This is a genomic window from Sedimenticola hydrogenitrophicus, assembly GCF_025175675.1.
GTDB lineage: Bacteria > Pseudomonadota > Gammaproteobacteria > Chromatiales > Chromatiaceae > Sedimenticola > Sedimenticola hydrogenitrophicus.
On the sequence record NZ_JANIOA010000001.1, the window covers coordinates 277,201 to 298,070 of the forward strand.

18 protein-coding genes are annotated in these 20,870 nt (G+C 62.3%); 7 read left to right on the top strand and 11 right to left on the bottom strand.

All coding sequences use genetic code 11. The features are described from left to right. Positions 1-4 precede the first annotated feature (4 nt). The 3 genes from boxB to NPX02_RS01225 all read right to left on the bottom strand — a co-directional run bounded on the left by boxB (position 5) and on the right by NPX02_RS01225 (position 4,659). Positions 5-1,471, bottom strand: a complete 1,467-nt coding sequence (gene boxB, locus NPX02_RS01215) for a benzoyl-CoA 2,3-epoxidase subunit BoxB (protein WP_260291290.1) — start codon at positions 1,469-1,471, stop codon at positions 5-7. A 4-nt stretch (positions 1,472-1,475) separates the two neighbouring features. Beyond that, positions 1,476-3,125, bottom strand: coding sequence for a 2,3-epoxybenzoyl-CoA dihydrolase (gene boxC, locus NPX02_RS01220; protein ID WP_260291291.1), 1,650 nt, complete (start codon positions 3,123-3,125; stop codon positions 1,476-1,478). 610 nt (positions 3,126-3,735) lie between these two features. Then, positions 3,736-4,659 (bottom strand): hydrogen peroxide-inducible genes activator, encoded by a 924-nt coding sequence (locus NPX02_RS01225; RefSeq protein WP_260291292.1) that lies wholly within the window; start codon positions 4,657-4,659, stop codon positions 3,736-3,738. Between the two features lie 100 nt (positions 4,660-4,759). On the opposite strand from NPX02_RS01225, the gene NPX02_RS01230 reads away from it, so the two are divergent. The 3 genes from NPX02_RS01230 (at position 4,760) to NPX02_RS01240 (ending at position 6,739) form a co-directional block, all read left to right on the top strand. Further along, complete coding sequence (locus NPX02_RS01230; RefSeq protein WP_260291293.1) at positions 4,760-5,236, top strand: rubrerythrin family protein; 477 nt, start codon at positions 4,760-4,762, stop codon at positions 5,234-5,236. Positions 5,237-5,281: 45 nt separating this feature from the next. Further along, positions 5,282-5,446 (top strand): rubredoxin, encoded by a 165-nt coding sequence (locus NPX02_RS01235; RefSeq protein WP_260291294.1) that lies wholly within the window; start codon positions 5,282-5,284, stop codon positions 5,444-5,446. A 150-nt stretch (positions 5,447-5,596) separates the two neighbouring features. Then, positions 5,597-6,739: an FAD-dependent oxidoreductase gene (locus NPX02_RS01240; protein WP_260291295.1), complete on the top strand. Its 1,143-nt coding sequence runs from the start codon at positions 5,597-5,599 to the stop codon at positions 6,737-6,739. Between the two features lie 332 nt (positions 6,740-7,071). Here the strand turns inward: NPX02_RS01240 and hybE are convergent, their stop codons facing one another. From hybE to NPX02_RS01275, 7 genes are all read right to left on the bottom strand, one after another. After that, positions 7,072-7,608: a [NiFe]-hydrogenase assembly chaperone HybE gene (hybE, locus tag NPX02_RS01245; RefSeq protein ID WP_260291296.1), complete on the bottom strand. Its 537-nt coding sequence runs from the start codon at positions 7,606-7,608 to the stop codon at positions 7,072-7,074. A 4-nt stretch (positions 7,609-7,612) separates the two neighbouring features. Beyond that, positions 7,613-8,056: a HypC/HybG/HupF family hydrogenase formation chaperone gene (locus NPX02_RS01250; protein ID WP_335342500.1), complete on the bottom strand. Its 444-nt coding sequence runs from the start codon at positions 8,054-8,056 to the stop codon at positions 7,613-7,615. Next, positions 7,977-8,492, bottom strand: coding sequence for a HyaD/HybD family hydrogenase maturation endopeptidase (locus NPX02_RS01255; protein WP_260291298.1), 516 nt, complete (start codon positions 8,490-8,492; stop codon positions 7,977-7,979). Before NPX02_RS01255 ends, NPX02_RS01250 begins: the two co-directional genes overlap by 80 nt. 313 nt (positions 8,493-8,805) lie before the next feature. Then, the gene (locus NPX02_RS01260; protein ID WP_260291299.1) at positions 8,806-10,506 is read right to left on the bottom strand and encodes a nickel-dependent hydrogenase large subunit; all 1,701 of its coding nucleotides are present in this window, start codon (positions 10,504-10,506) and stop codon (positions 8,806-8,808) included. A 36-nt stretch (positions 10,507-10,542) separates the two neighbouring features. Next, positions 10,543-11,682 (bottom strand): Ni/Fe-hydrogenase cytochrome b subunit, encoded by a 1,140-nt coding sequence (gene hybB / locus NPX02_RS01265; protein WP_260291300.1) that lies wholly within the window; start codon positions 11,680-11,682, stop codon positions 10,543-10,545. Further along, entirely contained in the window at positions 11,679-12,704 is a 1,026-nt protein-coding gene (gene hybA, locus NPX02_RS01270; protein ID WP_260291301.1) for a hydrogenase 2 operon protein HybA, read from the bottom strand. The genes hybB and hybA overlap by 4 nt, the downstream gene beginning before the upstream one ends. Positions 12,705-12,713: 9 nt before the next feature. Further along, positions 12,714-13,847, bottom strand: coding sequence for a hydrogenase small subunit (locus tag NPX02_RS01275; RefSeq protein ID WP_260291302.1), 1,134 nt, complete (start codon positions 13,845-13,847; stop codon positions 12,714-12,716). Positions 13,848-14,321: 474 nt separating this feature from the next. Here NPX02_RS01275 and NPX02_RS01280 point away from each other — a divergent pair, with 474 nt between their 5' ends. After that, positions 14,322-15,230 carry a hypothetical protein gene (locus NPX02_RS01280; RefSeq protein WP_260291303.1) on the top strand — a complete coding sequence of 303 codons (909 nt, stop codon included), beginning with the start codon at positions 14,322-14,324 and terminating at the stop codon, positions 15,228-15,230. A gap of 28 nt (positions 15,231-15,258) precedes the next feature. Next, positions 15,259-16,575: a protein kinase domain-containing protein gene (locus tag NPX02_RS01285; RefSeq protein WP_260291304.1), complete on the top strand. Its 1,317-nt coding sequence runs from the start codon at positions 15,259-15,261 to the stop codon at positions 16,573-16,575. Positions 16,576-16,815: 240 nt separating this feature from the next. Here NPX02_RS01285 and nosD read toward each other — a convergent pair whose 3' ends face one another. After that, complete coding sequence (gene nosD, locus NPX02_RS01290) at positions 16,816-18,093, bottom strand: nitrous oxide reductase family maturation protein NosD (RefSeq protein ID WP_260291305.1); 1,278 nt, start codon at positions 18,091-18,093, stop codon at positions 16,816-16,818. A 423-nt stretch (positions 18,094-18,516) separates the two neighbouring features. Here nosD and NPX02_RS01295 point away from each other — a divergent pair, with 423 nt between their 5' ends. Both NPX02_RS01295 and NPX02_RS01300 read left to right on the top strand, forming a co-directional pair. Then, positions 18,517-19,239, top strand: coding sequence for an SDR family NAD(P)-dependent oxidoreductase (locus tag NPX02_RS01295; RefSeq protein WP_260291306.1), 723 nt, complete (start codon positions 18,517-18,519; stop codon positions 19,237-19,239). Positions 19,240-19,246: 7 nt separating this feature from the next. Then, positions 19,247-20,758, top strand: a complete 1,512-nt coding sequence (locus NPX02_RS01300; protein ID WP_260291307.1) for a B12-binding domain-containing radical SAM protein — start codon at positions 19,247-19,249, stop codon at positions 20,756-20,758. The last annotated feature ends 112 nt before the right edge of the window (positions 20,759-20,870 follow it).

Sequence of the window (20,870 nt, forward strand, 5' to 3'; positions counted from 1 at the left end):
TGCGTCAGTTCAGGGCGACGTATTCGAAATCGCCCGGTTTCTTGTCGATGCCCTGCTTGGGCGGGGCGATCCAGTCGGCGTACTGGCCTTTCTCGGTCACCGGTTTCATCAGGCTCAGCAGATAATCCTCGTCAGCTTGGGTGGGCAGCCATTCGTCCCGCCGCGCCTGCCATGTTTCGGCGCTGACCAGGTTGCCCCGCGGGTCCACATGCACTTCGCAGAACTCACCCACCCGGCGGTTGAACGCCTTGTGTGGTGCCGTGATCTCGAAATCCACGCCGCTGCCCTGAAACAGTTTGTTCCAGCGTTTGACCCCGGCGGTGGCATCGGCGATGTAGTCGTCCAGGAGACGCGCATTGATAGCATTCAGGGCCGGTTCCTCAACCTCTTTCAGCTCACCATCCAGATGGCGCAATACCGGGTAGGTGTCATTAAGCAACTGGTGGTTATCTTCCAGACGGTCTTCGCGGTAGCGCCCCTTGATACCGGCGTTGAAGGCGTTGGCGGCGTTGGTGGAGACCTCGGCACCGAACAGGTCCAGGGTGACCGAGAAATGGAAGTTGACCTTGCGCTGCAGGGTCGGCAGATCCACCACGCCGAGGGCGCGCACCGCCTCCACCTCGTTGGGATCGCTGATGCCGGCCTCCTGCATCTTTTCCAGGGTCTTGCGGATCACCCGCGACACGCCGGACTCACCGACGAACATGTGGTGCGCCTCTTCGGTGAGCATGAAGCGGCAGGTGCGGGCCAGCGGATCGAAGCCGGACTGGGCCAGGGACTCCAGCTGCATCTTGCCGTCCCGGTCGGTGAAGAAGGTGAACATAAAGAACGACAGCCAGTCCGGGGTCTTTTCGTTGAAGGCACCGAGGATGCGCGGCTTGTCCTCATCGCCGGAGCGGCGGTTGAGCAGCGCTTCGGCCTCCTCGCGGCCATCTTTACCAAAATACTTCTGCAGCAGGTAGGCCATGGCCCAGAGGTGGCGCCCCTCTTCCACGTTGACCTGGAACAGGTTGCGCAGGTCGTAGAGCGACGGACAGGTCTTGCCCAGGTAGCGCTGCTGCTCCACCGAGGCCGGCTCGGTATCTCCCTGAATCACGATCAGCCGCTTGAGCATGGCGCGGTACTCGCCCGGCACCTCCTGCCAGGCCGGCTCGCCCTTGTGCTTGCCGAACGGGATCACCCGTCCCTCCTCCTTCGACGCCAGCAGGATACCCCAGCGATACTCCGGCATCTTCACGTAGTCAAACACCGCCCAACCCTTGGGATCGGCGCCGACCGCGGTACGCAGATACACCTCCGCCTCCTGGAAGCCCTCCGGTCCCATGCTCTTCCACCAGTCAATGAACTCAGGCTGCCACTTCTCCATGGCGCGCTGCAGGCGGCGATCCTCCGACAGGTTGACATTGTTGGGGATCTTGTCCGCGTAGTTGACTTCGATGGTCGGGGTCATTTCCGTGGTCTGTTCGCTCATTGTGTTACACCCTTTTGTGATCATAATGTGGACGTTCGCCGCTGCCGAAACACTTCAGCGCACCCTGTTCGCCGACCGCGTTGGGCCGCTGGAATATCCAGTTCTGCCAGGCACTCAGGCGGCCGAATATCTTGGTCTCCATGGTCTCCGGTCCGGCGAAGCGCAGGTTGGCCTCCATCCCGGTCAGCGCATCCGGCGAGTAGCTGGCGCGCTCCTCCAGCAGGAAGCGGATATCGTCTTGCCAGTCGATGTCATCCAGGGCGAAGGTGACCAGCCCGGCCGTGGCGGCGGCCTGCGCCGCCAGCGACTCGCCAACCAGCGATTTCGCCTGCACCAGGCTCTCCGGCTCGCCCAGGAAGCGGGTCTCCAGGCGTGACAGCCCGTTGCCCATGGGCAGGGGACCGAAGTTGAATGCGGAGAGGCGGATCTCCGGCGCCGGTCGCGCGTCGCCCTCGAACGCTCCCTCCAGCATGTAGCTGCGGTCGACGGCGAACAGGATCTCGGCCAGGAAACCGCTGAAACAGCTGCCCGGTTCGACGAAGGCGAAGGTGCTGCGGGCGGTGTAGTCGATACGCTTCAGCGTGCGCTTCAGGTAGAGCATCACCTCGCGGATGAACCAGTCGTCCCGGTGCTGCTGCAGGAACGCCTCGTAGGCGGCCACCCGCGCGGCATCCCCCTGGGTCTTGAAGATCAGGGTGCCGGTCTCCGGCTCGTTGGTACGCAGGTGCAGCAGGGCATTGTCCAGCTCCCGCATCAGGGCCAGGGGCCAGAAGTGGCAACCCTGCCGCTTGGCCTCGGCCAGGTCCGCGGGCGGCGTCCCATCCGGCCCCTTCAGGATCAGGGTGGCGACCCGCGACTGCCGGTCCACGGTCAGCTCCAGATGGCTATAGTGCAGCTGGGTCTCATCTCCGCCGATCCTCAGCGGCGCCAGTGCGATGCCGGGCTCGCTATCCGGCCGGTCGGAGCCGCCGGCCATCTCCCGGGCCCGCTCTGCTACGGCCTCCTGGAACTTCGAGGAGACCACCACCTCATCCACCAGCCGCCAGTCGACCGCGCGCTGTCCTTTTACCCCCTCCTCGATGGTGCAGAAGACGTCCGCCAGATCGCGGCGCATCTTGCGCTTGTCCACCAGCCGGGTCAGGCCGCCGGTCCCCGGCAGCACCGCCAGCAGCGGCACCTCGGGCAGCGACACCGCGGCGTTGCCGTCGTCAATCAGCATGATGTGGTCGGCCGCCAGGGCCAGTTCGTAACCGCCGCCTGCCGCGGTGCCGGTAATGGCACAGAGATAGCGTTGACCGGAGAACTCGCTGGCATCCTCGATGCTGTTGCGGGTCTCGTTGGTGAACTTGCAGAAGTTGACCTTGTGCACATGGCTGGAGCTGCCGAGCATGCGGATATTGGCCCCGGCGCAAAACACCCGCTCCTTGGCCGATTCCAGGATCACCGTCTTCACCTCGGGATGTTCGAAGCGCAGACGCTGGACCGCGTCATACAGCTCGATATCCACCCCCAAATCATAGGAGTTGAGCTTCAGGTCATAGCCCGGCACCAGCCCACCGTCCTCCTTGACATTCATCCTCAGCCGGGCAACCGGCCCCTCAAAAGCCAGCTGCCAATGCTGGTATACCGCTGGATTGGTGTGAAAACTGATCATCGATATCCCCGTCGTTGCTCATGGTAATAGGCACTATATTTCCTACCGTTTGGCTAAGGATATGGTAATAAATGACATTTGTCACGTTTTTTATCATGCAATATATTGCATGTATAGGTTATGGCAGGAGATGAGTTGTTTCGCCGGCGCCCCTGGGGCGCCCTATGACTGCGGAAATACCACGGATGGACACGGATACACACGGATTTTTGATAGGGGGTTACTCCACAGTCGTTTGGCCTGTGCGAGGGACATGCCTGTGCCCAGCTGGAGCTTGAACCCATCTGTGTCCATCCGTGTGGATCCGTGGTTCGAATAGCGGCAGTCGCGCTGTTCCCACGTTGCATCGACACCACCCATAGGGCGGGCCGTGCCCGCCGCCAGCGCCCACGGTGCGCCCTATGACTGAGGAAGTACCACGGATGGACACGGATAGACACGGATTTTTGATAGGGGGGTTACTCCACAGGCGTTTGGCCTGTGCGAGGGACATGCCCGTGCCCGGCTGGAAGGTGAACTGATCTGTGTCCATCCGTGTGGATCCGTGGTTCGGATAGGGGCGGTCGCGCTGGTCCTGAGCTTCTGACGCCGCCCCCGTTGTCAGGCCCGCTCAGCCCGCGTCCGGCGGACGGCAAGCAGCGGCCAGCAGCCCATGCATGCGCTCCGCCAGCAGGGCCAGATCCGCCTTGCGATGATAGGAGGCGCGCCACACCAGGCAGATCTCGCGATGCGGTCCCTTTTCGGCCAGGGGACGCACGGCGATCGGGTTCTGCGCCAGGAAATCCGTATCCACCGCCATCTCCGGCAGGAAGGTGATCCCCTGCCCACCGGCCACCATCTGCACCAGGGTGTAGAGGCTGGTGCCCTGGAAGGTGGCGCGCTTGGCCATCGCCTTCATATGACAGACGGCCAGGGCGTGATCGCGCAGGCAGTGCCCCTTCTCCAGCAGCAGCAGTTCATTGCCGGGCAGTTTCTGCGAGGCGATGGGGCCGCCCCGGCTCAACGGGTGCTCGGCAGGAAATGCCACCAGAAAATTCTCCTGCCAGAACACCCGGTATTCCAGCCCGCCCAGGTCGAACGGCAGGGCCAGGATGGCGCAATCCAGTTCCCCGGCGGCCAGTCGCCCCAGCAGGTTCTGGGTCTGATCCTCCAGCAGATAGAGCTCCAGCTCCGGGAAGCCGCCGCGCACCCCCGGCAGCACCCTGGGCAGCAGGAACGGACTGATGGTGGGGATCACCCCCAGACGCAACTCGCCGCTCAGCGGCTGGCGGTCGACCTGGGCATCCAGCACCAGGGATTCGGTCAGGCTGATGATCTGCCGCGCCTTGTCCGCCAGTTCCATCCCCAGCTGGGTGGGAATCACCTTGCGCTTGGTACGCTCCAGCAGCTGTACGCCGAGCAGCGATTCCAGCTCCTGGATGGCGGTGCTCAGGGTCGACTGGGTGACGAAACAGCGCTCCGCCGCCTGCCCGAAGTGGCACAGCTCCACCACGGTGACCAGGTAATGGAGCTGGCGTAGTGTCGGTAGATTCATAAATTGATTTTCTCTATTAAATTTTACTTTTAATTCAATTGGAACGAATTTACACCATTCGGTAACCTGCCTCCATCGAATTCAATCGCTGGAGAAGATCATGACCGAACAGAATGTTTCACAAACCGTCAAAAACCTTGAGGCCGCCTTTGCCGGCGAATCCATGGCCAACCGCAAGTACCTCTACTTCGCCCGCCTGTGCCGCCAGATGGGCGCCGATGAGGTGGCCGAGGTGTTCGAGAAGACCGCCGAGCAGGAGACCGCCCACGCCTTCGGGCACCTGGATCTGCTCTACCCCAAGGCGTCATTAACCGTAGAGAAGATGCTGGAACTGGCGATCGAAGGCGAAACCTACGAGTATACGGAGATGTACCCGGCCTTCCGTCACACCGCCCTGGAGGAGAAGGAGCATGCCGCGGTGCGGGAGATGGACGAGCAGATCGCCGAATCGGCCGAGCACGCCGAGCGTTTCTCCAGGCTGCTGGAGACCGCGGCCAAGCGCTTCAACGCCCTGGCCAAGATCGAGGAGCGGCACGCCAACCACTACCGGGACGCCCTGAGCCGGGTCGGTGGTTGAGATAACAACAAACTTGAATGAATTTTTTACCGGAAGGAATTGAGCATGAAAAAGTATCGATGCATTGTCTGCGACTTTATCTACGATGAAGCCAAGGGGCTGCCCGAGGAGGGCATTGCGCCCGGCACCCGCTGGGATGATATCCCCGACGACTGGGAGTGCCCCGACTGCGGCTCATCCAAGTCGGACTTCGAGATGGTGGAGATCTGATTACGGAATCACGACTCCGGTTGACGCCGCCGCAACAGATTGCGGTGGTGACTCCGGACTACCTCATCAAACGCCCTGGCGACACCAGAACTGCCGGGATTACGGACGGAAGGTCAAGCAGTAACTAACAACAAACCGAAGGTGAATGATATGTCCATCGTAATCATCGGCACCGGCATGGCCGGTTACAACCTGGCGCGCGAGATCCGCAAGAGCGATGCCGAGGTGCCGCTGGTTCTGGTCACGGCCGACAGCGGCGAGGCCTATCCGAAACCGGCCCTCTCCAACGCCCTGATCCAGGGCAAGCAACCCGACCAGATCGTCTCCGCCGATGCCGCCACCATGGCGGAACGGCTGAACGCGGTGATCCACACCCACACCCGGGTGCTCTCCATCGACAGCGCCAACCGGCAGCTGGTCACCAACCAGGGGAACATCCCCTACGGGCGGCTGGTGCTGGCCACCGGGGCACGACCGATCCGTCTGCCGTTCAAGGGAGACGGCGCCGACGCGATACTGTCGGTCAACGACCTGGAGGAGTACCGGTTTTTTCGCGCCCGGGTCGAACGGGCGAAACGGGTCGCCATCATCGGTCCCGGACTGATCGGCTGCGAATTTGCCAATGACCTGATCGTCTCCGGCCGCAAGGTGGAGGTGATCGGCCCCGACCCCTACCCCATCAGCACCCTGCTGCCGGAGACGGCCGGCCGGGCGCTCCAGGCCGGCCTGGCCGAAGTGGGGGTGCGCTGGCACCTGGGCACGGTGGTGGAGGAAATCAGCCGCACTTCCGACGGCCTGCAACTGCGGCTGGCCGACGGCAGCACCGTCACCGCCGACGTGGTCCTCTCGGCAATCGGACTGAAGCCCGACCTGACGCTGGCCACCGCCATGGGACTGGAGACCAACCGGGGCATCGTCACCGACAGGCAGCTGCAGACTAGCCTGCCGGGCGTCTACGCCCTGGGGGACTGCCTGGAGGTGGCGGGGCTGAACCTGCCGTTCGTGATGCCGTTGATGAACGCCGCCCGGGCCCTGGCCAAGACCCTGACCGGGGCAGAAACGCCCCTCACCTACCCGGCCATGCCGGTGAGCATCAAGACCCCTGCCCACCCGATCGTGGTCTCCCCGCCGGCACGGGGTGCCGCGGGCGACTGGGAGATCGAGCAAAATGACACAGGCGTGCGGGCACTCTTCCGGTCGTCCCAGGGCGAACTGCTGGGCTTCACCCTGACCGGCAGTTACGTCGATGAGAAGGGCCAGTTGACCAGGCAGGTGCCGCCGGTGCTGGCGTGAGTCGAGCAGCAAAAATGCTGTTTCGCAGGGGGGGTTGAGAAAACGGTGGGTCACACGGCGCCTGGATATTGGCGTGGTGTGGAAGCGTGGTGCCTGTGCGCCGCTAACCCACCCTACAAAACTGCATCCGGGCGTAGGATGGGTGGAGCGCCCCGATGAACTCTCCGCCGGCTCCGTCTCCGGCGCACAACCCATCGCGCACCTGCAATCGAATCCGAAGATGGGTTACGGCGCGCCCGACCACGGCGAATAGCCGTCAACAAGGGTGCCGCGCCTCCACCCATCCTACACGCCTGCTCATCGGCGTTTGCGGGTAAAGGGCAGACCTGGGACTATTTCATCCGTCCACGCAAAAAATCGCGGCGGCTGCCCGTGGTCTGATCCACCGGCTTGGCCTCCCGCTTGATATCCAGTCGTCCCGGCATCGCCACGGTCACCGACTTCCCCGGGGCTTGTTCCGCCGGCGCCTGGAACAGCAACTCCATCACCTCCTCCGCCGTCTGGCGGATCACCTCCTGGGAGGGGAAGTCGTGCAGCGGGGACATCAGCGAGCAGGCCATGTAGACACCGAGGTCGGGATTCTCCGAGGCCATGAACACCACCGGTCCCTGGGGAAACGCCAGGCTGCGGTGATCGCCCTCCCCCAGGCGTTCCGCCTCGGCGGTGGCCGGCAGCAGGATCAGCTGCAGGGTCCAGGGGGTGATCAGCGCCCCCACCCAGTGCTGCTCAAAACGGCGCAGACCCACCACCTCCGTGGTCAACTGGTCGTGGCAGACCGGCAGGCCGTGCATCTGGTTCTGTTCGATGCGCCGGAAGGCGCGGGTGATCTCGGCGGCGGGGCTGGTGGCAAAAAACGCGGGGCGATTCATGATCTCATCCACTCTGATCGTTGGAAAAACTGCCGGGCTTGCGGTTGGGATCGGTCAGGTCTGCAAAGTAGCTGTCCACATCCACCTCGCCATCGCTGCCCATGATCTGCTCCAGCGCATCCAGGGCGTCATTGGTCTGTTTCGCCTCCGTCTCGGTCAATACTTCCCGGGCCGAACCGATGAAATTGAGTATCCAGGTACCGGGCTCCTGCGGACCGATCAGCATGGTGTTGACCATCTCCTCGCGTCCCCGACCCCGGCACAGCGCCATCAAGTCGCGCTGTTCTATCACCTGCATTGGAATTCCGATACACATCCCGCACCTGCCTTTATCTGTTACTCCGGTCTGTTGCGTTGGACCGTTTTGTTCAGCAACCCGCTTCCGCCCAGAAGCCCCGGACTCCATCCTGCCTGGGTTCGATAGGAATGCCAAGGGATCGCAGTTCATCCGCCAGCATCTCCACCATCTCGTCCATCCGGGCGTTGACCCCGTCGGTGAGGCCGATCCGGGTCCGAAGGGAGTCCGGGACCATGCCGATGATGGTGATCTTCTCCGGTGCCTGCCCCTGTACCATAAGCAGCGCCAGCAGGTCGGAGAGGCCGATCTGGTGGGGTGAAATCTTGGTTTGGAAAAACTTTGGGACCTCGTCATCGGCCAGCCGCACCAGGGTGCAAGGCGGCGCGCCGGTCTTTACCGCGTCGGCGATAATGACGTGTTCGTTATTGCTGAGGGGGTTGAGCAGGTCCATGGCCGAGGTGCCGCCATCGATCACCTCAACCGACTCCGGCAGGATGTAATGCTGTTCCAACAGCTCGACCGCGCGCACCCCCAGGCCCTCATCGGATAACAGCACGTTACCCAGTCCGATCACTACTACGCTCATATCGTTTCCACCTCGATCAGTGGCCATGGAGTCCTCCACGGCCCAACTATTCTTCCACCACGCCCCGGAAACAAACCGTAGCCCGTAGGTTGGGGTGAGCCTGCGAACCCCAACAGGATTTCAGGCGTGTGCACAAGGTGTTGGGGTTCGTTCCTCACCCCAACCTACGGCCTCTGCCACGTTATCGACGTCCATAGATGGCGGTGCGTACCCGCCGGGGTCGACAGCAAGGTGCCATGGTTCCATCCTGGAAAAAAACCTCCCTCCCGATGAAGGGAGGGAGGGAAGGAGGCATCTATTGCTGTTCAGATGCTCAGAGCGCCTTCACCTTGACGATCTCCTGCTGCTCGGTATCCACCAGGTGGATGGCACAGGCGATACAGGGATCGAAAGAGTGAACGGTGCGTAACACCTCCAGCGGCAGTTCCGGATCGGCCACCGGGTTGCCTATCAGCGAGGCCTCGTAGGGCCCCATGGCATCACTCTCATTGCGTGGACCGGCATTCCAGGTGCTGGGCACCACGCACTGGTAGTTCTTGATCTTGCCGTCGTTGATCACCACCCAGTGTGACAGCACGCCGCGCGGCGCCTCGTGGAAACCGAAGCCCCTGATCTCGCCCTTGGGGAATACCGGCTGGTTGAAGGTATCGGTATCGCCCTTGCCGATATTCTCCATCAGCATGTTCCACTGGTCGTTCATGTTATCCAGCATCACCGCGGTACGCACCGCGCGTGCCGCGTGTCGGCCGATGGTGGAGTGCAGGGCGGCTAGCGGAATCTCCTTGCCGGCCACCGCGCTCAGGGTGCCCATGGCAGTCTTCAGATGCCTGGCCGTGGGCTCGTGCCCAGCCGCCGCCATGCACAGCACATTGGCCAACGGGCCGACCTGGGCCGGTTTGCCGTAGAAGGTGGGTGACTTGATCCACGAGTACTGCCCCTCGTCCTGGAAGTCGGTGTACTGCGGCTCGGTCTCACCCTCCCACGGATGCAGGGCCGCGTCGCCCTGGTACCAGGAGTGCTTCGAGCTCTCCTTGACGCCGTCGCGGAACAGGGCGTCCTGGTAGCTGGCGATCGGCTTGAAGGTGCTCAGGTCGCCGCCGGTGATGTAGCCGCCCGGCAGGGCGAATTTCGTCCCCTTGGTGTCGATCGGCATGTCCGGCACCGACAGGTAGTCGGTGATGCCTTGGCCGTAACCGGCCCAATCGAGATAGAAGGCGCCCACCGCCGGCACGTCCACCATGTAGACGTTGTTGACGAAATCAGAGAGCTTGTCGATCCAGCCCTTGATCGCCAGCAGCCGCTCCATGTTCAGGGTTGACTGGCTGTCCAGGTTGATGGAGTTGGTGACACCGCCCACCGCCAGGTTCTGGATATGCGGGGTCTTGCCGCCGAGGATGGTGACGATCTTGTTGGCGTAGCGCTGCACCTCCAGTGCCTGCAGGTAGTGGGCCACCGCCAGCAGGTTCACCTCCGGCGGCAGCTTCATGGCCGGGTGCCCCCAGTAGCCGTTGGCGAACGGCCCCAGCTGGCCGCTGGAGACGAAGGCCGCCAGCTTGTCCTTCACCGCCTGCATCTCGTGGGGACCGTTGCCGCCCCAGGAGGAGAGGCTCTCCGCCAGCTTGGCGGTGGCCTTGGGATCGGCGTCCAGCGCCGAGACCACGTCCACCCAGTCGAGGGCCGACAGGTGATAGAAGTGGACGATATGATCGTGAATGGCCTGGGCCGCCACGATCAGGTTACGCACGAACTGGGCGTTCAGCGGCACTTCCAGATTGAGCGCATTCTCCACCGCGCGCACCGAGGTGAGGGCGTGCACGGTGGTGCAGACGCCGCAGATACGCTGGGTGAAGACCCAGGCGTCGCGCGGGTCACGACCCACCAGGATCTTTTCGATACCGCGCCACATCTGGCCGGAGGACCAGGCGTTACTGACCTTGCCATCCTCGACCTCGACATCGATACGCAGGTGCCCTTCAATGCGGGTAACGGGATCAACAGTTATACGAGTAGCCACAATATTCTCTCCTACTTAAGGAATGTCTGTTCTGCCTTACGCATGTTCAGCAGAATGCAGAACGGGCAGTTTCTTAACGAAGACCAGATAGGCCATGATTTCAATCGCAACGATACCCACCGTCACCATCAGTTCCGGGACCGAGGGGAAATAGCTGTAGCCGGGTCCCGGGTTGTAACCGATCAGGAAGGCGTTGAACCGGTACAGGGCACCGGCGAACAGCAGCGACACTGCGGCAAACAGCAGTAGCCGGCCGCTGTTGCGGCGGGCCGGTGACAGCAGCACCCACAGCGGGAAGATGAACAGCGCCATCTCCAGCAGGAACATGTTGCCCGCCAGGTCGCCGGCGAAGGCCAGGCCAAGCTTGCCGCGCAGCACCAGTTCCGCCAGCCGCACCACCAGGTAGACGGCGAGCAGGCCGATAATCACCTTGCCCAGGCTCGCCAGCAGCGGAGTCTCGGAACGACGCTTGAAGCCGATTGCCGAGAACGACGCCTCGAAGATGACGATGGAGAAACCCATGGTCAACGCCGTGAGCAGGGCCAGTAACGGCTGCAGTTGCAGCGACTGCCACAGTGGATGCACCTTGGCCCCCATGATGATCAGCAGCGAGCCGAGGGAGGACTGGTGCATGGTCGGCAGCAGCAGGCCCAGGGCAATAATCAGGAACAGCACCTTGTTCAACCAGCGCAGCGCACCCGTCGCCCCCATCCGCTCCAGTAGCGCGGGGGCGAATTCGATGACCAGCACCAGGATATAGGCCATCACGCAGAGACCCACCTCCAACATGACCGAGTTGAAGTTCCAGTTGGAGGGCATCAGGATGTTATAGAACTGCCAGTACCGACCCATATCGAAGAAGGCACCGAAACCACCCAGGGCATAGCCGAACAGGCTGGCCAGGATGGCCGGCCGGATCAGCGGGTGGTACTGCCCCTTGTTGAAGACATAGATCACGAAGGCCAGGGCGTAACCGCCGCAGGCCAGGGCGGTACCGATCACCACGTCATAGACCACCCAGACACCCCACGGGTAACCCGAGTTGATGTTGGCCACCGCACCCAGTCCATCGGCAAACCGCACGCCGAGAAAGTAGAGTCCGATCACGCCAAGTACGCCCAGGAACATGAAGGGCAGGGTAAGAATCCTACCCTCCACCGGTTTATGTTCGCTCATGGTTCACCTCTGTCATTGTTAGGCTCGGGACGACGACTATTTTTACTTTGGGGGTCATCCTGGTCCGCTTTACTGGTGTTGCGCTTGACCACGAAGGCCAGCCCCGCCAGGGCGATCGCCGGCGCGATCATGCCCTTGTACAGCGTGTGCTGGACCCCCTCCGCGATCGAGGCGTAGGAGCGCTCGGGCAACTCAGGCAGACCCAGTTTCTGCAGCGGCACTCCCGCGATGTGCATCACCTGAGTTCCCCCGAGCTCGCGCTCTCCGTAAACGTGCTGCCGGTATTCCGGGGCCTCCTTGTCATGGGTGTGCAACCCATCCGAGGCGCGTCCCCGGGCGTAGGTATAGGCCTCGCCCGGCTTGGCGGCGAGCCGTCTCTTCGCCTCCTCCAGCAGCTCCCGCCGGGTACCGAACAGGGTCGCCCCGGTGGGACAAACCTCGGCACAGCCCGGCAACAGCCCCTGGGAGATGCGCTCCACCCCCGCCTGATTGCAGAACTGGCACTTCTGGATCTGCCCGCGCGGGTCGTTGTACTCGTACTGGGGGATGTTGTATGGACAGGCCACCATGCAGTTGCGGCAACCGATACAGGTATCCGGGTTGTACTGGACGATGCCGGTCTGCGGATTTTTATCCAGTGCCGTGACCGGGCAGGCGGAGACGCAGGCCGGATCGACACAGTGCATGCAGCTCTTCTTGGCAAACGAGAAGCCATCGACCTCCCGATCTTTTTGCTCGGAGGTGCCGTTCTTGTAGACCTTGATCACGTTGTAGGTATCGCCGGAGACATCGCGTGCGGCGTCGTACTGGACATCCTCGCCCATGATGCTCGGCGGCAGCCCGTTAATCTCTTTACAGGCGCGTACGCAGGCCTTGCAGCCAACACACAAGGTAGCGTCATAGAGAATGCCAATGGCATTCTCTAGCGGTTCCTTGTTTTCACGCGCCTCTGCCGTGCCGATACCGCAGAGCGCTGCCGTGGCACCACCTGCAGTGGCTTTGAGAAAATCTCTACGTTTCATAACGCCCCCTTAACCCCGATTGTCGCCGTCACCAGCCTCTTCGCTCTTACCGAGCTTCCTGGCGGCCATGGCCGTTGCGCCCACGGCAGCGCCGATGACACCACCGACCAGCGCCGCGGCACCCGGCGTGGAGTTGCTGGTTCCCTGACGGTCGTCGACGTAGGGGAAGGCATTCGGTGGGGCATGGGTCTTCACATCCGCCAGTTCATGGATCGCCTTGGTGAACCCGATACCCTGCTCGGTGCAACCGAAACAGGGATGGCCGACACCAACCGGCCAGGCCCCACCGCCCACGTCGCCGAACTCGATGGCGGGGCAGTTGGCGTAGGTTTCCGGTCCCTTGCAGCCGAGCTTATAGAGGCAGTACCCCAGTTGATGCCCCTCGTCACCAAACTCCAGGGCGAAGCGCCCGGCGTCGAAGTGGGGGCGGCGCTCGCAGTTCTCGTGAATCAGACGGCCGTAGGCGAATTTGGGCCGGTTCAGATGATCCAGTGCCGGCAGCTTGCCGAAGGTGACGAAGTGCAGCACGGTGGAGAGGAAGTTATAAGGATTGGGCGGACAGCCGGGAATGGTGACCACGGTCTTGTCGGTCAGGATGGCCGGCGCCCCCTTGGCCTCGGTCGGATTGATGCCGCTGGAGGGGATGCCGCCCCAGGAAGCGCAGGAGCCGATGGCGACAATCGCCGCCGCGCCCTCGGCCGCCTCCTTGACGTGATCGAGCATGGTCTTGCCGCCGATCTTACAGTAGATACCGCCATCCTTGACCGGCGTGGCCCCCTCGATCACCAGCAGGTACTTGCCCTTGTTGGCCTTCATCGAGGCCTGCTTGGCCGCCTCCACCTGATGTCCGGCCGCCGCCGCCAGGGTCTCGTGGTAGTCCAGCGAGATCAGATCAAGGATCAGGGTCTCAATGGTGGGATGCTCGGAACGTAGCAGGGATTCGGTACATCCCGTGCATTCCTGACCATGAAGCCATATCACCGGCGGCCTCGCCTTCGGACTGGCAACGGCATTGGCCATGGCCATCGCCTCACTGGTGGTCAGTCCCATGGTCGCAGCTACGCCGGTACAGAACTTCATAAAGTCCCGCCGCGATACGCCCAATCTTTTCTCGAGTTGCTCGAAATTGCGCTCGTCGTTCATTAACCCCTACCTCAATTTTGGTCTCTGGAAGGTTAGTTATTCTGTAAGTCAGTGCATCTGACAGCTCATCTCTGCCATTAACAGCGTAAGTACAATTTCCATGCCAAGATCAAGGTAGGGATCGTTTTGATCGACGATTCATGCGTTTAGACAGGTATCTGACAAATGTCAAATACCTAATATGGAAGTGGTTATTACATCGGCAAGGCGTGAGCGGAAAGTTGCCTTTCATCGGAGCGACCGCGCATTGCGGTATTCCTTTCCCCTCCTCTTGCACTGGAAACCCCGGTACCATCCCGCCACCCTGTCCGCGGACCCTAAAGCCCCCCCCGGCGCGGCTTTCCGCGGGCGATTGTGGATTACCGGATTCCCAGTGCCGGATTTTAGGCGTAAAATTTGCTCGCATAGCCCGCGGAGTGACCCTCTCCGCTTCGGATTGCAGTCGGTTAGACCTAGCTATGTCAGAACTGGAATATGAGTAACCAACCTGAGAACGGTACCCGCCGGATCATCGCGGACAAAGAGTGTGTCTTCTATGACGGCTACTGGATCCGCTACTATCCCACTCCGGAAAACACCCTGGCCAATCGCAAGAAACTGATTGACGACCTGACCCGGCGCGCCTTCCACCACACCGAAAGCGGCATCAACACTCCGGGCGAGCGCCTGGAGGAGGCGCGCGAAGCCTACGAGCGGGAGCACGACCCGGCACGCAAGCGGGTCAACGGCGCGATGCTGGCCGGCGCCCTGTTCAACCGCGCCTCCGACATCTTCAACGCCATCGTCGACCTGGAAGCCAAGGGCGTCAAGGTGAATCCCGACAACGAGCTGATGGTGCGCTGCGGTAACTACTTCAAGGAGGCGCTGGAGCTCGGCAAGCTGGTCAAGCACTACAGCGGTCACGAGGGCATCGATGAACTCTGGGGCGAACCCTTCAAGGCGTTCTCCCACCCCCTCGACCAGCTGTTCGAGTCGCGCTATCGCAAGATCGCCCAGTCCATGAAGGCGATCGACCACATTACCACCCACATGGTGAACAGCTTTACCGATGACGGGATCTTCGGCGCGGCCGTTCCTTACATCCGCAACTACTGCCGGGCCGCCAAACAGCAGATCGAGCTGATCAAGCAGGACAAGGCGCTGTTCACCGTCTGGCCGGAATTCGTCGCCGCCCGCGAGATGGTGGAGCAGTTCTTCAGCACCCTGCCGACCCCGGCGCCCACGGGAACGCAGCAGCATATTGATCAAGGCGTGAAGTTGATCACCGCAGGAACCCAACTTATCACCTATCTTTCAGGGGCCCGGGTACCCATGCCCAAGAGCACCAGCGAGTTTCTGGAACAGTGCCAGTTTTATGACCTGAGTCGCTCGGCAAAGCAATAACAGCGCGCTGCGACCGACAGCACATCGTGTGGCATACCTTCCGGAGAATTCGGCCATAGACGATTTGACCCGTACCACGATAGGCAAATTCCAGATCCGCAAACTGCTGGGAAGGGGCGCGACCGCCTCGGTCTATCTGGCCCAGGACCCCTTCTCCAATAATGAGGTGGCGATCAAGATCGCCCACCAGAACATCTTCAGCGAGCCGGTCAACGGCGCCCGCTTCAAGAAGATGTTCATCAACGAGGCGAGCCTGGCGGGCAAACTGCGCCATCCCTACATCGTCAAGGTGTTCGATGCCGGTACCGAACGGGAGATGCACTACATTGTCATGGAGTACGTCAACGGCCACACCCTCAAGCGCTATACCCGGCCGGAGAACCTGCTGCCGATAGACGACGTGGTGGAGATCATCTTCAAGTGTTGCAACGCCCTGGAGTACGCCTTCGTCAACGGCCTGATCCACCGTGACATCAAACCGGCCAACCTGCTGACCAGCGGCGGCACCGACATCAAGGTGACCGACTTCGGCACCGCCCTGCTGGCCGACTCCGACCTGACCCAGGTGGTGGACGCGGTCGGCACCCCCAGCTACATGTCACCCGAACAGATCATGGGACAGGAGCTGGGCCAGCAGGCGGATATCTACTCATTGGGGGTGGTGATGTATCAGTTGCTGAGCGGCAAGCTGCCGTTCTCGGCGGAAAACCAGTACGACCTGATCCAGAAGATCTCCAACAGCCCGCCGGTCCCCCTGCAGGATGTGCGCCGTGATATACCCAAGGGGATTATCCGCATCGTCGAGCGCTGCATCCGCAAGCAGGCAGCCGAGCGCTATGCACGCTGGGCCGATCTGGCCTGCGATCTGGCGGCGGTGCATGAGCAGCTGGAGCTCTCCGCCAGCATCGATGTGTCGGACACCCGCAAATTCAACATCCTGAAGACCCTCCCCTTCTTCTGTGACTTTACCGACGTGGAGCTGTGGGAGGTGTTGCGGATCAGCAAATGGCGCCGCTTCCGTGGCGCCAAGACCCTGATCGACGAGGGCAAGATCGGCGGCTCCATCTTCATCCTCGCTTCCGGCGATGCCCGGATCATGAAGAACGACGCCTTCCTTGGAGTGATCGAGACCGGCCAGTGTTTCGGTGAGATGGCCTATATACACGGCATGAAGAAACCGCGCAGCGCCAGCGTGGTGAGCAACTCGCCGGTCACCGTGATCAAGATCCGCACCGAGGCGCTGCAGCAGGCCTCGATCCAGCTGCAGACCAAGTTCAACAAGGTGCTGATGCGCACCCTGGCGGAGCGGCTGGAGCGAACCTCGATGATGGCCTCGGCGCTTTAGGTAGAAGGTATGCATTCCCACGCGGAGAGACTGTGAAAGAATTGCCAAATGAAGCGAAAAGAGGGGTACCCAAACCCTTCCCGACATGGCGATCGCCTCTCTACGGGCTTCTCAGGCGGTCAATTTTTTTGCCACGTTGATCAGCCTGAATACTTTCACAGTCTCGGAGCGTGGGAACGAGGAGAGCACGTAGGATGCGGTGAGTGAAACGAAGCGCATCAATCGGCTGGCGCGGTACCCTCAACAGAGGCTGCAGGCGCCGACTCCCTGCTCCCCCGGGCGCTCCACCAGCCGTTCATCGCCGCGCTGGAAACGGGGAGTGTCATCCCGCACCAGCAACCGAGGCTCGGTGAACGGCGCCAGCCGTTCGAGAAAGTCCAGCAGGCTGAACGTCGGGCTGGCGATAAAGAACTGGGTACTGGGATAATCCAGCCACAGCTGGTCGGCGAAGGCGTACAGCTGGTACGGAGTGTCGCCGGTACCGTCCCGGTCGCGGTCGAAACCGGCATAGTCGCTCCAGAAATTGCCCCGCCAGCGATTCTTCATGGCGCCGCCGCCGTTGCGCACCGCCACCGGGATGTAATTGTCGTGGAAGCGGTTGCCGGACAGCCGGTTGCCGCCCCGATCACTGAGAAAACGGATCCCCACGGCGTTATAGGCAAGCAGATTGTCCCTGACCCGGTTGGGCTGCGTCTCATCTTCCGGCGAAAGATCCAGGGCGATGCCGATGGTGACATTGAGTATCCGGTTGCCCTCGATCACGGCATTGGAACTCTCCTTGAGCCCGATGCCGACACCGGTCACGTCGCGGATCTCCGCTACCAGGTTATCCTCGATCACCAGTCCGTTCGCCTTGAGGGCGAAAATTCCCGCCTCGTTGCCGACAAACCGGTTGCCGCTGATCCGGATATCCCGCGAGTTGACCACATGCAGCGAATATCGGCCGCCGGTCACGGTGTTGTCGCTCAGGCTATTGTCGTGGGAGTCGAGCACGATCAGGTCGCGGGCATCCTCCACCCGGTTCTGCAGTACCTGGTTGCCGCTGCTGTACCAGATGCGGATGGCATCGCCGCGCTGGGCCACCTCGTGTGGCTTGGAGCCGATACGGTTGCGCCTGACAATGCCGTGTTCGGACTGATGCAGGACGATACCGAACAGGACATCATCCACGGTATTGTCCTTGATCACATTGAACCTGCCCGAGACCCGGATGCCGGCATCCAGCTCGTTATGCCGGTCACCCGACCCGGTGATACGCAGATTGCTCAGGCGGGCGCCGTCGGCCTCGATGGTCACCACCGTGCCCTGCCCGCCACCGTCTATAATCGCCTGACCGCCGCCGTCAATGTTCAGCGGCTTGTCGATCAGCACCGGGCCATCGTAGCGGCCCGCCGGCAGTTGCAAGGTGGCGCCGGGCCGGGCCGCATCGATCAGCGGCTGCAGCGGCGTGCCCGCCACCAGGGAGAGCGGCAGCAGGAGGCAGTAAAGCGACAGGCACTGGGCAAAGCGACGCGGCAAAGGTAACCTCTCAGTCCATGGGCTCCGCTGACACACGCCCCGGGAGTTTGTCAGACTTGAGGGATGGGAGCGGTGCAGCATAGCAGTCGATGTTAAAACATTATTTGATATGGGTTAATTCTACTTTGTCAGATTGACTCGGACCGGCTTCCTCAGGGCTTTCGGGGGGAAGGATTCCAAGACCGTCGGCGGCAGGAGGAGTGGTACAGGGATGTACCGTTTACGGAGCCGTGGATGCCATGCCGCCGCCGAGCCCCCAGGGATGGGTTTACGGCGTGTCTTGGAATCCTTTCACCCGGAAGCTCTCCGCACAGCACCAGAATCTGACAAAGTAGAATTAAGCGGCTTGGCAGCGGACACCGGAGAGAACCCGGCAGCGGCCGGCCGTTCCCACAAGATGCGATTTGATATGGGTGAAACAGCATGAGCAGAACAGTATTGATCACCGGCAACAGCAGCGGACTGGGACGCGGCCTCAGCGAGGCCTATCTGGAGCGAGGCTGGGAAGTGTATGGCGTCAGCCGTCGCGGCTGTCGCGGCCTCACCGGCAAGCTCCGGGATATCCGCTGTGACCTGACCGATTTCGAGACAATACCCACGGCCCTGGAGACGCTGCTGATGGGCATCGGTCACCTGGACGTAGTGATTCTCAACGCCGGCATCCTGGGCCGGGTACAGGACATGGCCGACACCAGCCTGGCGGATATCCGGCAGGTAATGGACGCCAACGTCTGGTCCAACAAGGTGCTGCTGGACTGGCTGCTGGGATCGGGCATCCGCATCGACCAGATCGTGCTCATCTCCTCCGGCGCGGCGGTCAACGGCAACCGCGGCTGGGGGGCTTATGCAATCTCCAAGGCGGCCCTCAACATGCTCACCCAGCTGTATGCCCACGAGTTCCCCCACAGCCACCTCAGCGCCCTGGCGCCGGGACTGGTGGATACCGCCATGCAGGACGTGCTGTGCGATCCGGACCAGGTGGACGCGAGCCGGTTCCCCTCGGTGGCCCGGCTGCGCGCCGCCCGCCATACCGCCGACATGCCGTCACCCGGCGAAGCGGGCCGGCGCATCGCCGATGCCATCCCGGAGCTGAAGCGGCTGCCCAGCGGCAGCTTCAGCGACATCCGCAGCCTCGACCAAGGCTGATCAGCCAATGCCGGAGATCATCCTCACCACCCTGAATGCCAGGCATATCCACGCCTCGCTGGGGCTGCGCTACCTGTACGCCAACCTGGGTGATCTGCAGTCACGCGCGGCGATCCGCGAATTCACCATCGACCCCTGGCCGATCGATATCGCCGAGCGCCTGCTGGCCGAGCGGCCGCGCATCATCGGCCTCGGGGTCTATATCTGGAATGCCGAACGCAGCCGCGAACTGGTGGCCCTGCTCAAGCAGGTCAGCCCCGAGACCCTGATTGTGCTCGGCGGACCGGAGGTGAGCCACGAATGGCAGGATCAGCCGATCGTCGCCCAGGCCGACTACCTGATCACCGGCCAGGGCGACCTCGCCTTCGCCCGACTGTGTGAGCGGCTGCTGCGTGGTGAGCGCCCGGCGCAGAAGGTGATCGAGGCGCCACCGCCCCCGCTGGAGTCGCTGCAGCTGCCCTACGCCTACTATACCGAGCAGGATATCGCCCAGCGGCTGATCTATGTGGAGGCCTCACGCGGCTGCCCGTTCAAATGCGAATTCTGCCTCTCGGCCCTGGACCGGAGCGCCCGCCCGTTCGCCCGGGACAGTTTCATGCAGGCCCTGGAGCAGCTCCACCAACGGGGCGTCCGGCATTTCAAGTTTGTCGACCGCACCTTCAACCTCAACCCGCAGCGCAGTGTCGCCCTGCTGGAGTTCTTCCTGGAACGTCTGGACGAGCGGCTGTTCCTCCATTTCGAGGTGATCCCGGATCATCTGCCGCAACGGCTACGTGACACCCTGCGGCGTTTTCCGGCCGGCTCACTGCAGCTGGAGATCGGCATCCAGAGCTTCAATCCGGAGGTGCAGGGAATCATCAACCGCAAGCAGGACAACGGGCAGAGCCGGGCGAACCTGTGGTGGCTGAGAACCGAGACCCGGGCCCACCTGCACGCCGACCTGATTATCGGCCTGCCCGGTGAGGACCTGCAGAGTTTCGCCCACGGCTTCGACCAACTGGTGGCCCTCGCCCCCCACGAGATCCAGGTCGGGGTGTTGAAACGGCTCAAGGGCTCCCCCATCATCCGCCACAGCGAACCCTACCGGATGCGCTACAATCCGGCCGCCCCCTACAATGTCCTGAGCACCGACCGGATCGACTTCCCCACCATGCAGCGGCTCAACCGCTTCGCCCGCTACTGGGAGATGATCGCCAACTCGGGGCGTTTCCGGCAGACCCTGCCGCTGCTGCTGGGCGAGCAGCCGTTCGAGCGTTTTATGCGCTTCAGCGACTGGCTGTTCGATACCACCGGACAGGTTCACCGCATTGCCCTCAAGCGGCTGTTCGCACTGCTGCACGACGCCCTTACCGGGCCGCTGTCGGTGCCAGCGGCACCCGCAACCCAGGCACTCGAAGCGGATTTCAGCCGCTCCGGAATCAAGGGACGCCCGGCGTTCCTGCCGCGGCAAAGCGGTCGCGTGGGCGAGGCGGCCGAAGCGCGCGACCGGCGTAGCGCACGTCAGGCACGGCACCACTGAGGCGCAGTCCCGGGGGGTTGGTGTATAATGACTCCCTAGAGCGTCCTCATCCCTGCACGCGCAAACCTCCGGCAGGGAACGAATCAGACAGCCTGCGGATCAACAATCAGAA

Bases quoted from the DNA above. Each gene is read 5' to 3' on its own strand.
- boxB (WP_260291290.1), bottom strand. From the start codon at position 1,471: ATGAGCGAACAGACCACGGAAATGACCCCGACCATCGAAGTCAACTAC.
- boxC (WP_260291291.1), bottom strand. From the start codon at position 3,125: ATGATCAGTTTTCACACCAATCCAGCGGTATACCAGCATTGGCAGCTG.
- NPX02_RS01225 (WP_260291292.1), bottom strand. From the start codon at position 4,659: ATGAATCTACCGACACTACGCCAGCTCCATTACCTGGTCACCGTGGTG.
- NPX02_RS01230 (WP_260291293.1), top strand. From the start codon at position 4,760: ATGACCGAACAGAATGTTTCACAAACCGTCAAAAACCTTGAGGCCGCC.
- NPX02_RS01235 (WP_260291294.1), top strand. From the start codon at position 5,282: ATGAAAAAGTATCGATGCATTGTCTGCGACTTTATCTACGATGAAGCC.
- NPX02_RS01240 (WP_260291295.1), top strand. From the start codon at position 5,597: ATGTCCATCGTAATCATCGGCACCGGCATGGCCGGTTACAACCTGGCG.
- hybE (WP_260291296.1), bottom strand. From the start codon at position 7,608: ATGAATCGCCCCGCGTTTTTTGCCACCAGCCCCGCCGCCGAGATCACC.
- NPX02_RS01250 (WP_335342500.1), bottom strand. From the start codon at position 8,056: ATGAACTGCGATCCCTTGGCATTCCTATCGAACCCAGGCAGGATGGAG.
- NPX02_RS01255 (WP_260291298.1), bottom strand. From the start codon at position 8,492: ATGAGCGTAGTAGTGATCGGACTGGGTAACGTGCTGTTATCCGATGAG.
- hybB (WP_260291300.1), bottom strand. From the start codon at position 11,682: ATGAGCGAACATAAACCGGTGGAGGGTAGGATTCTTACCCTGCCCTTC.
- hybA (WP_260291301.1), bottom strand. From the start codon at position 12,704: ATGAAACGTAGAGATTTTCTCAAAGCCACTGCAGGTGGTGCCACGGCA.
- NPX02_RS01275 (WP_260291302.1), bottom strand. From the start codon at position 13,847: ATGAACGACGAGCGCAATTTCGAGCAACTCGAGAAAAGATTGGGCGTA.
- NPX02_RS01280 (WP_260291303.1), top strand. From the start codon at position 14,322: ATGAGTAACCAACCTGAGAACGGTACCCGCCGGATCATCGCGGACAAA.
- NPX02_RS01295 (WP_260291306.1), top strand. From the start codon at position 18,517: ATGAGCAGAACAGTATTGATCACCGGCAACAGCAGCGGACTGGGACGC.
- NPX02_RS01300 (WP_260291307.1), top strand. From the start codon at position 19,247: ATGCCGGAGATCATCCTCACCACCCTGAATGCCAGGCATATCCACGCC.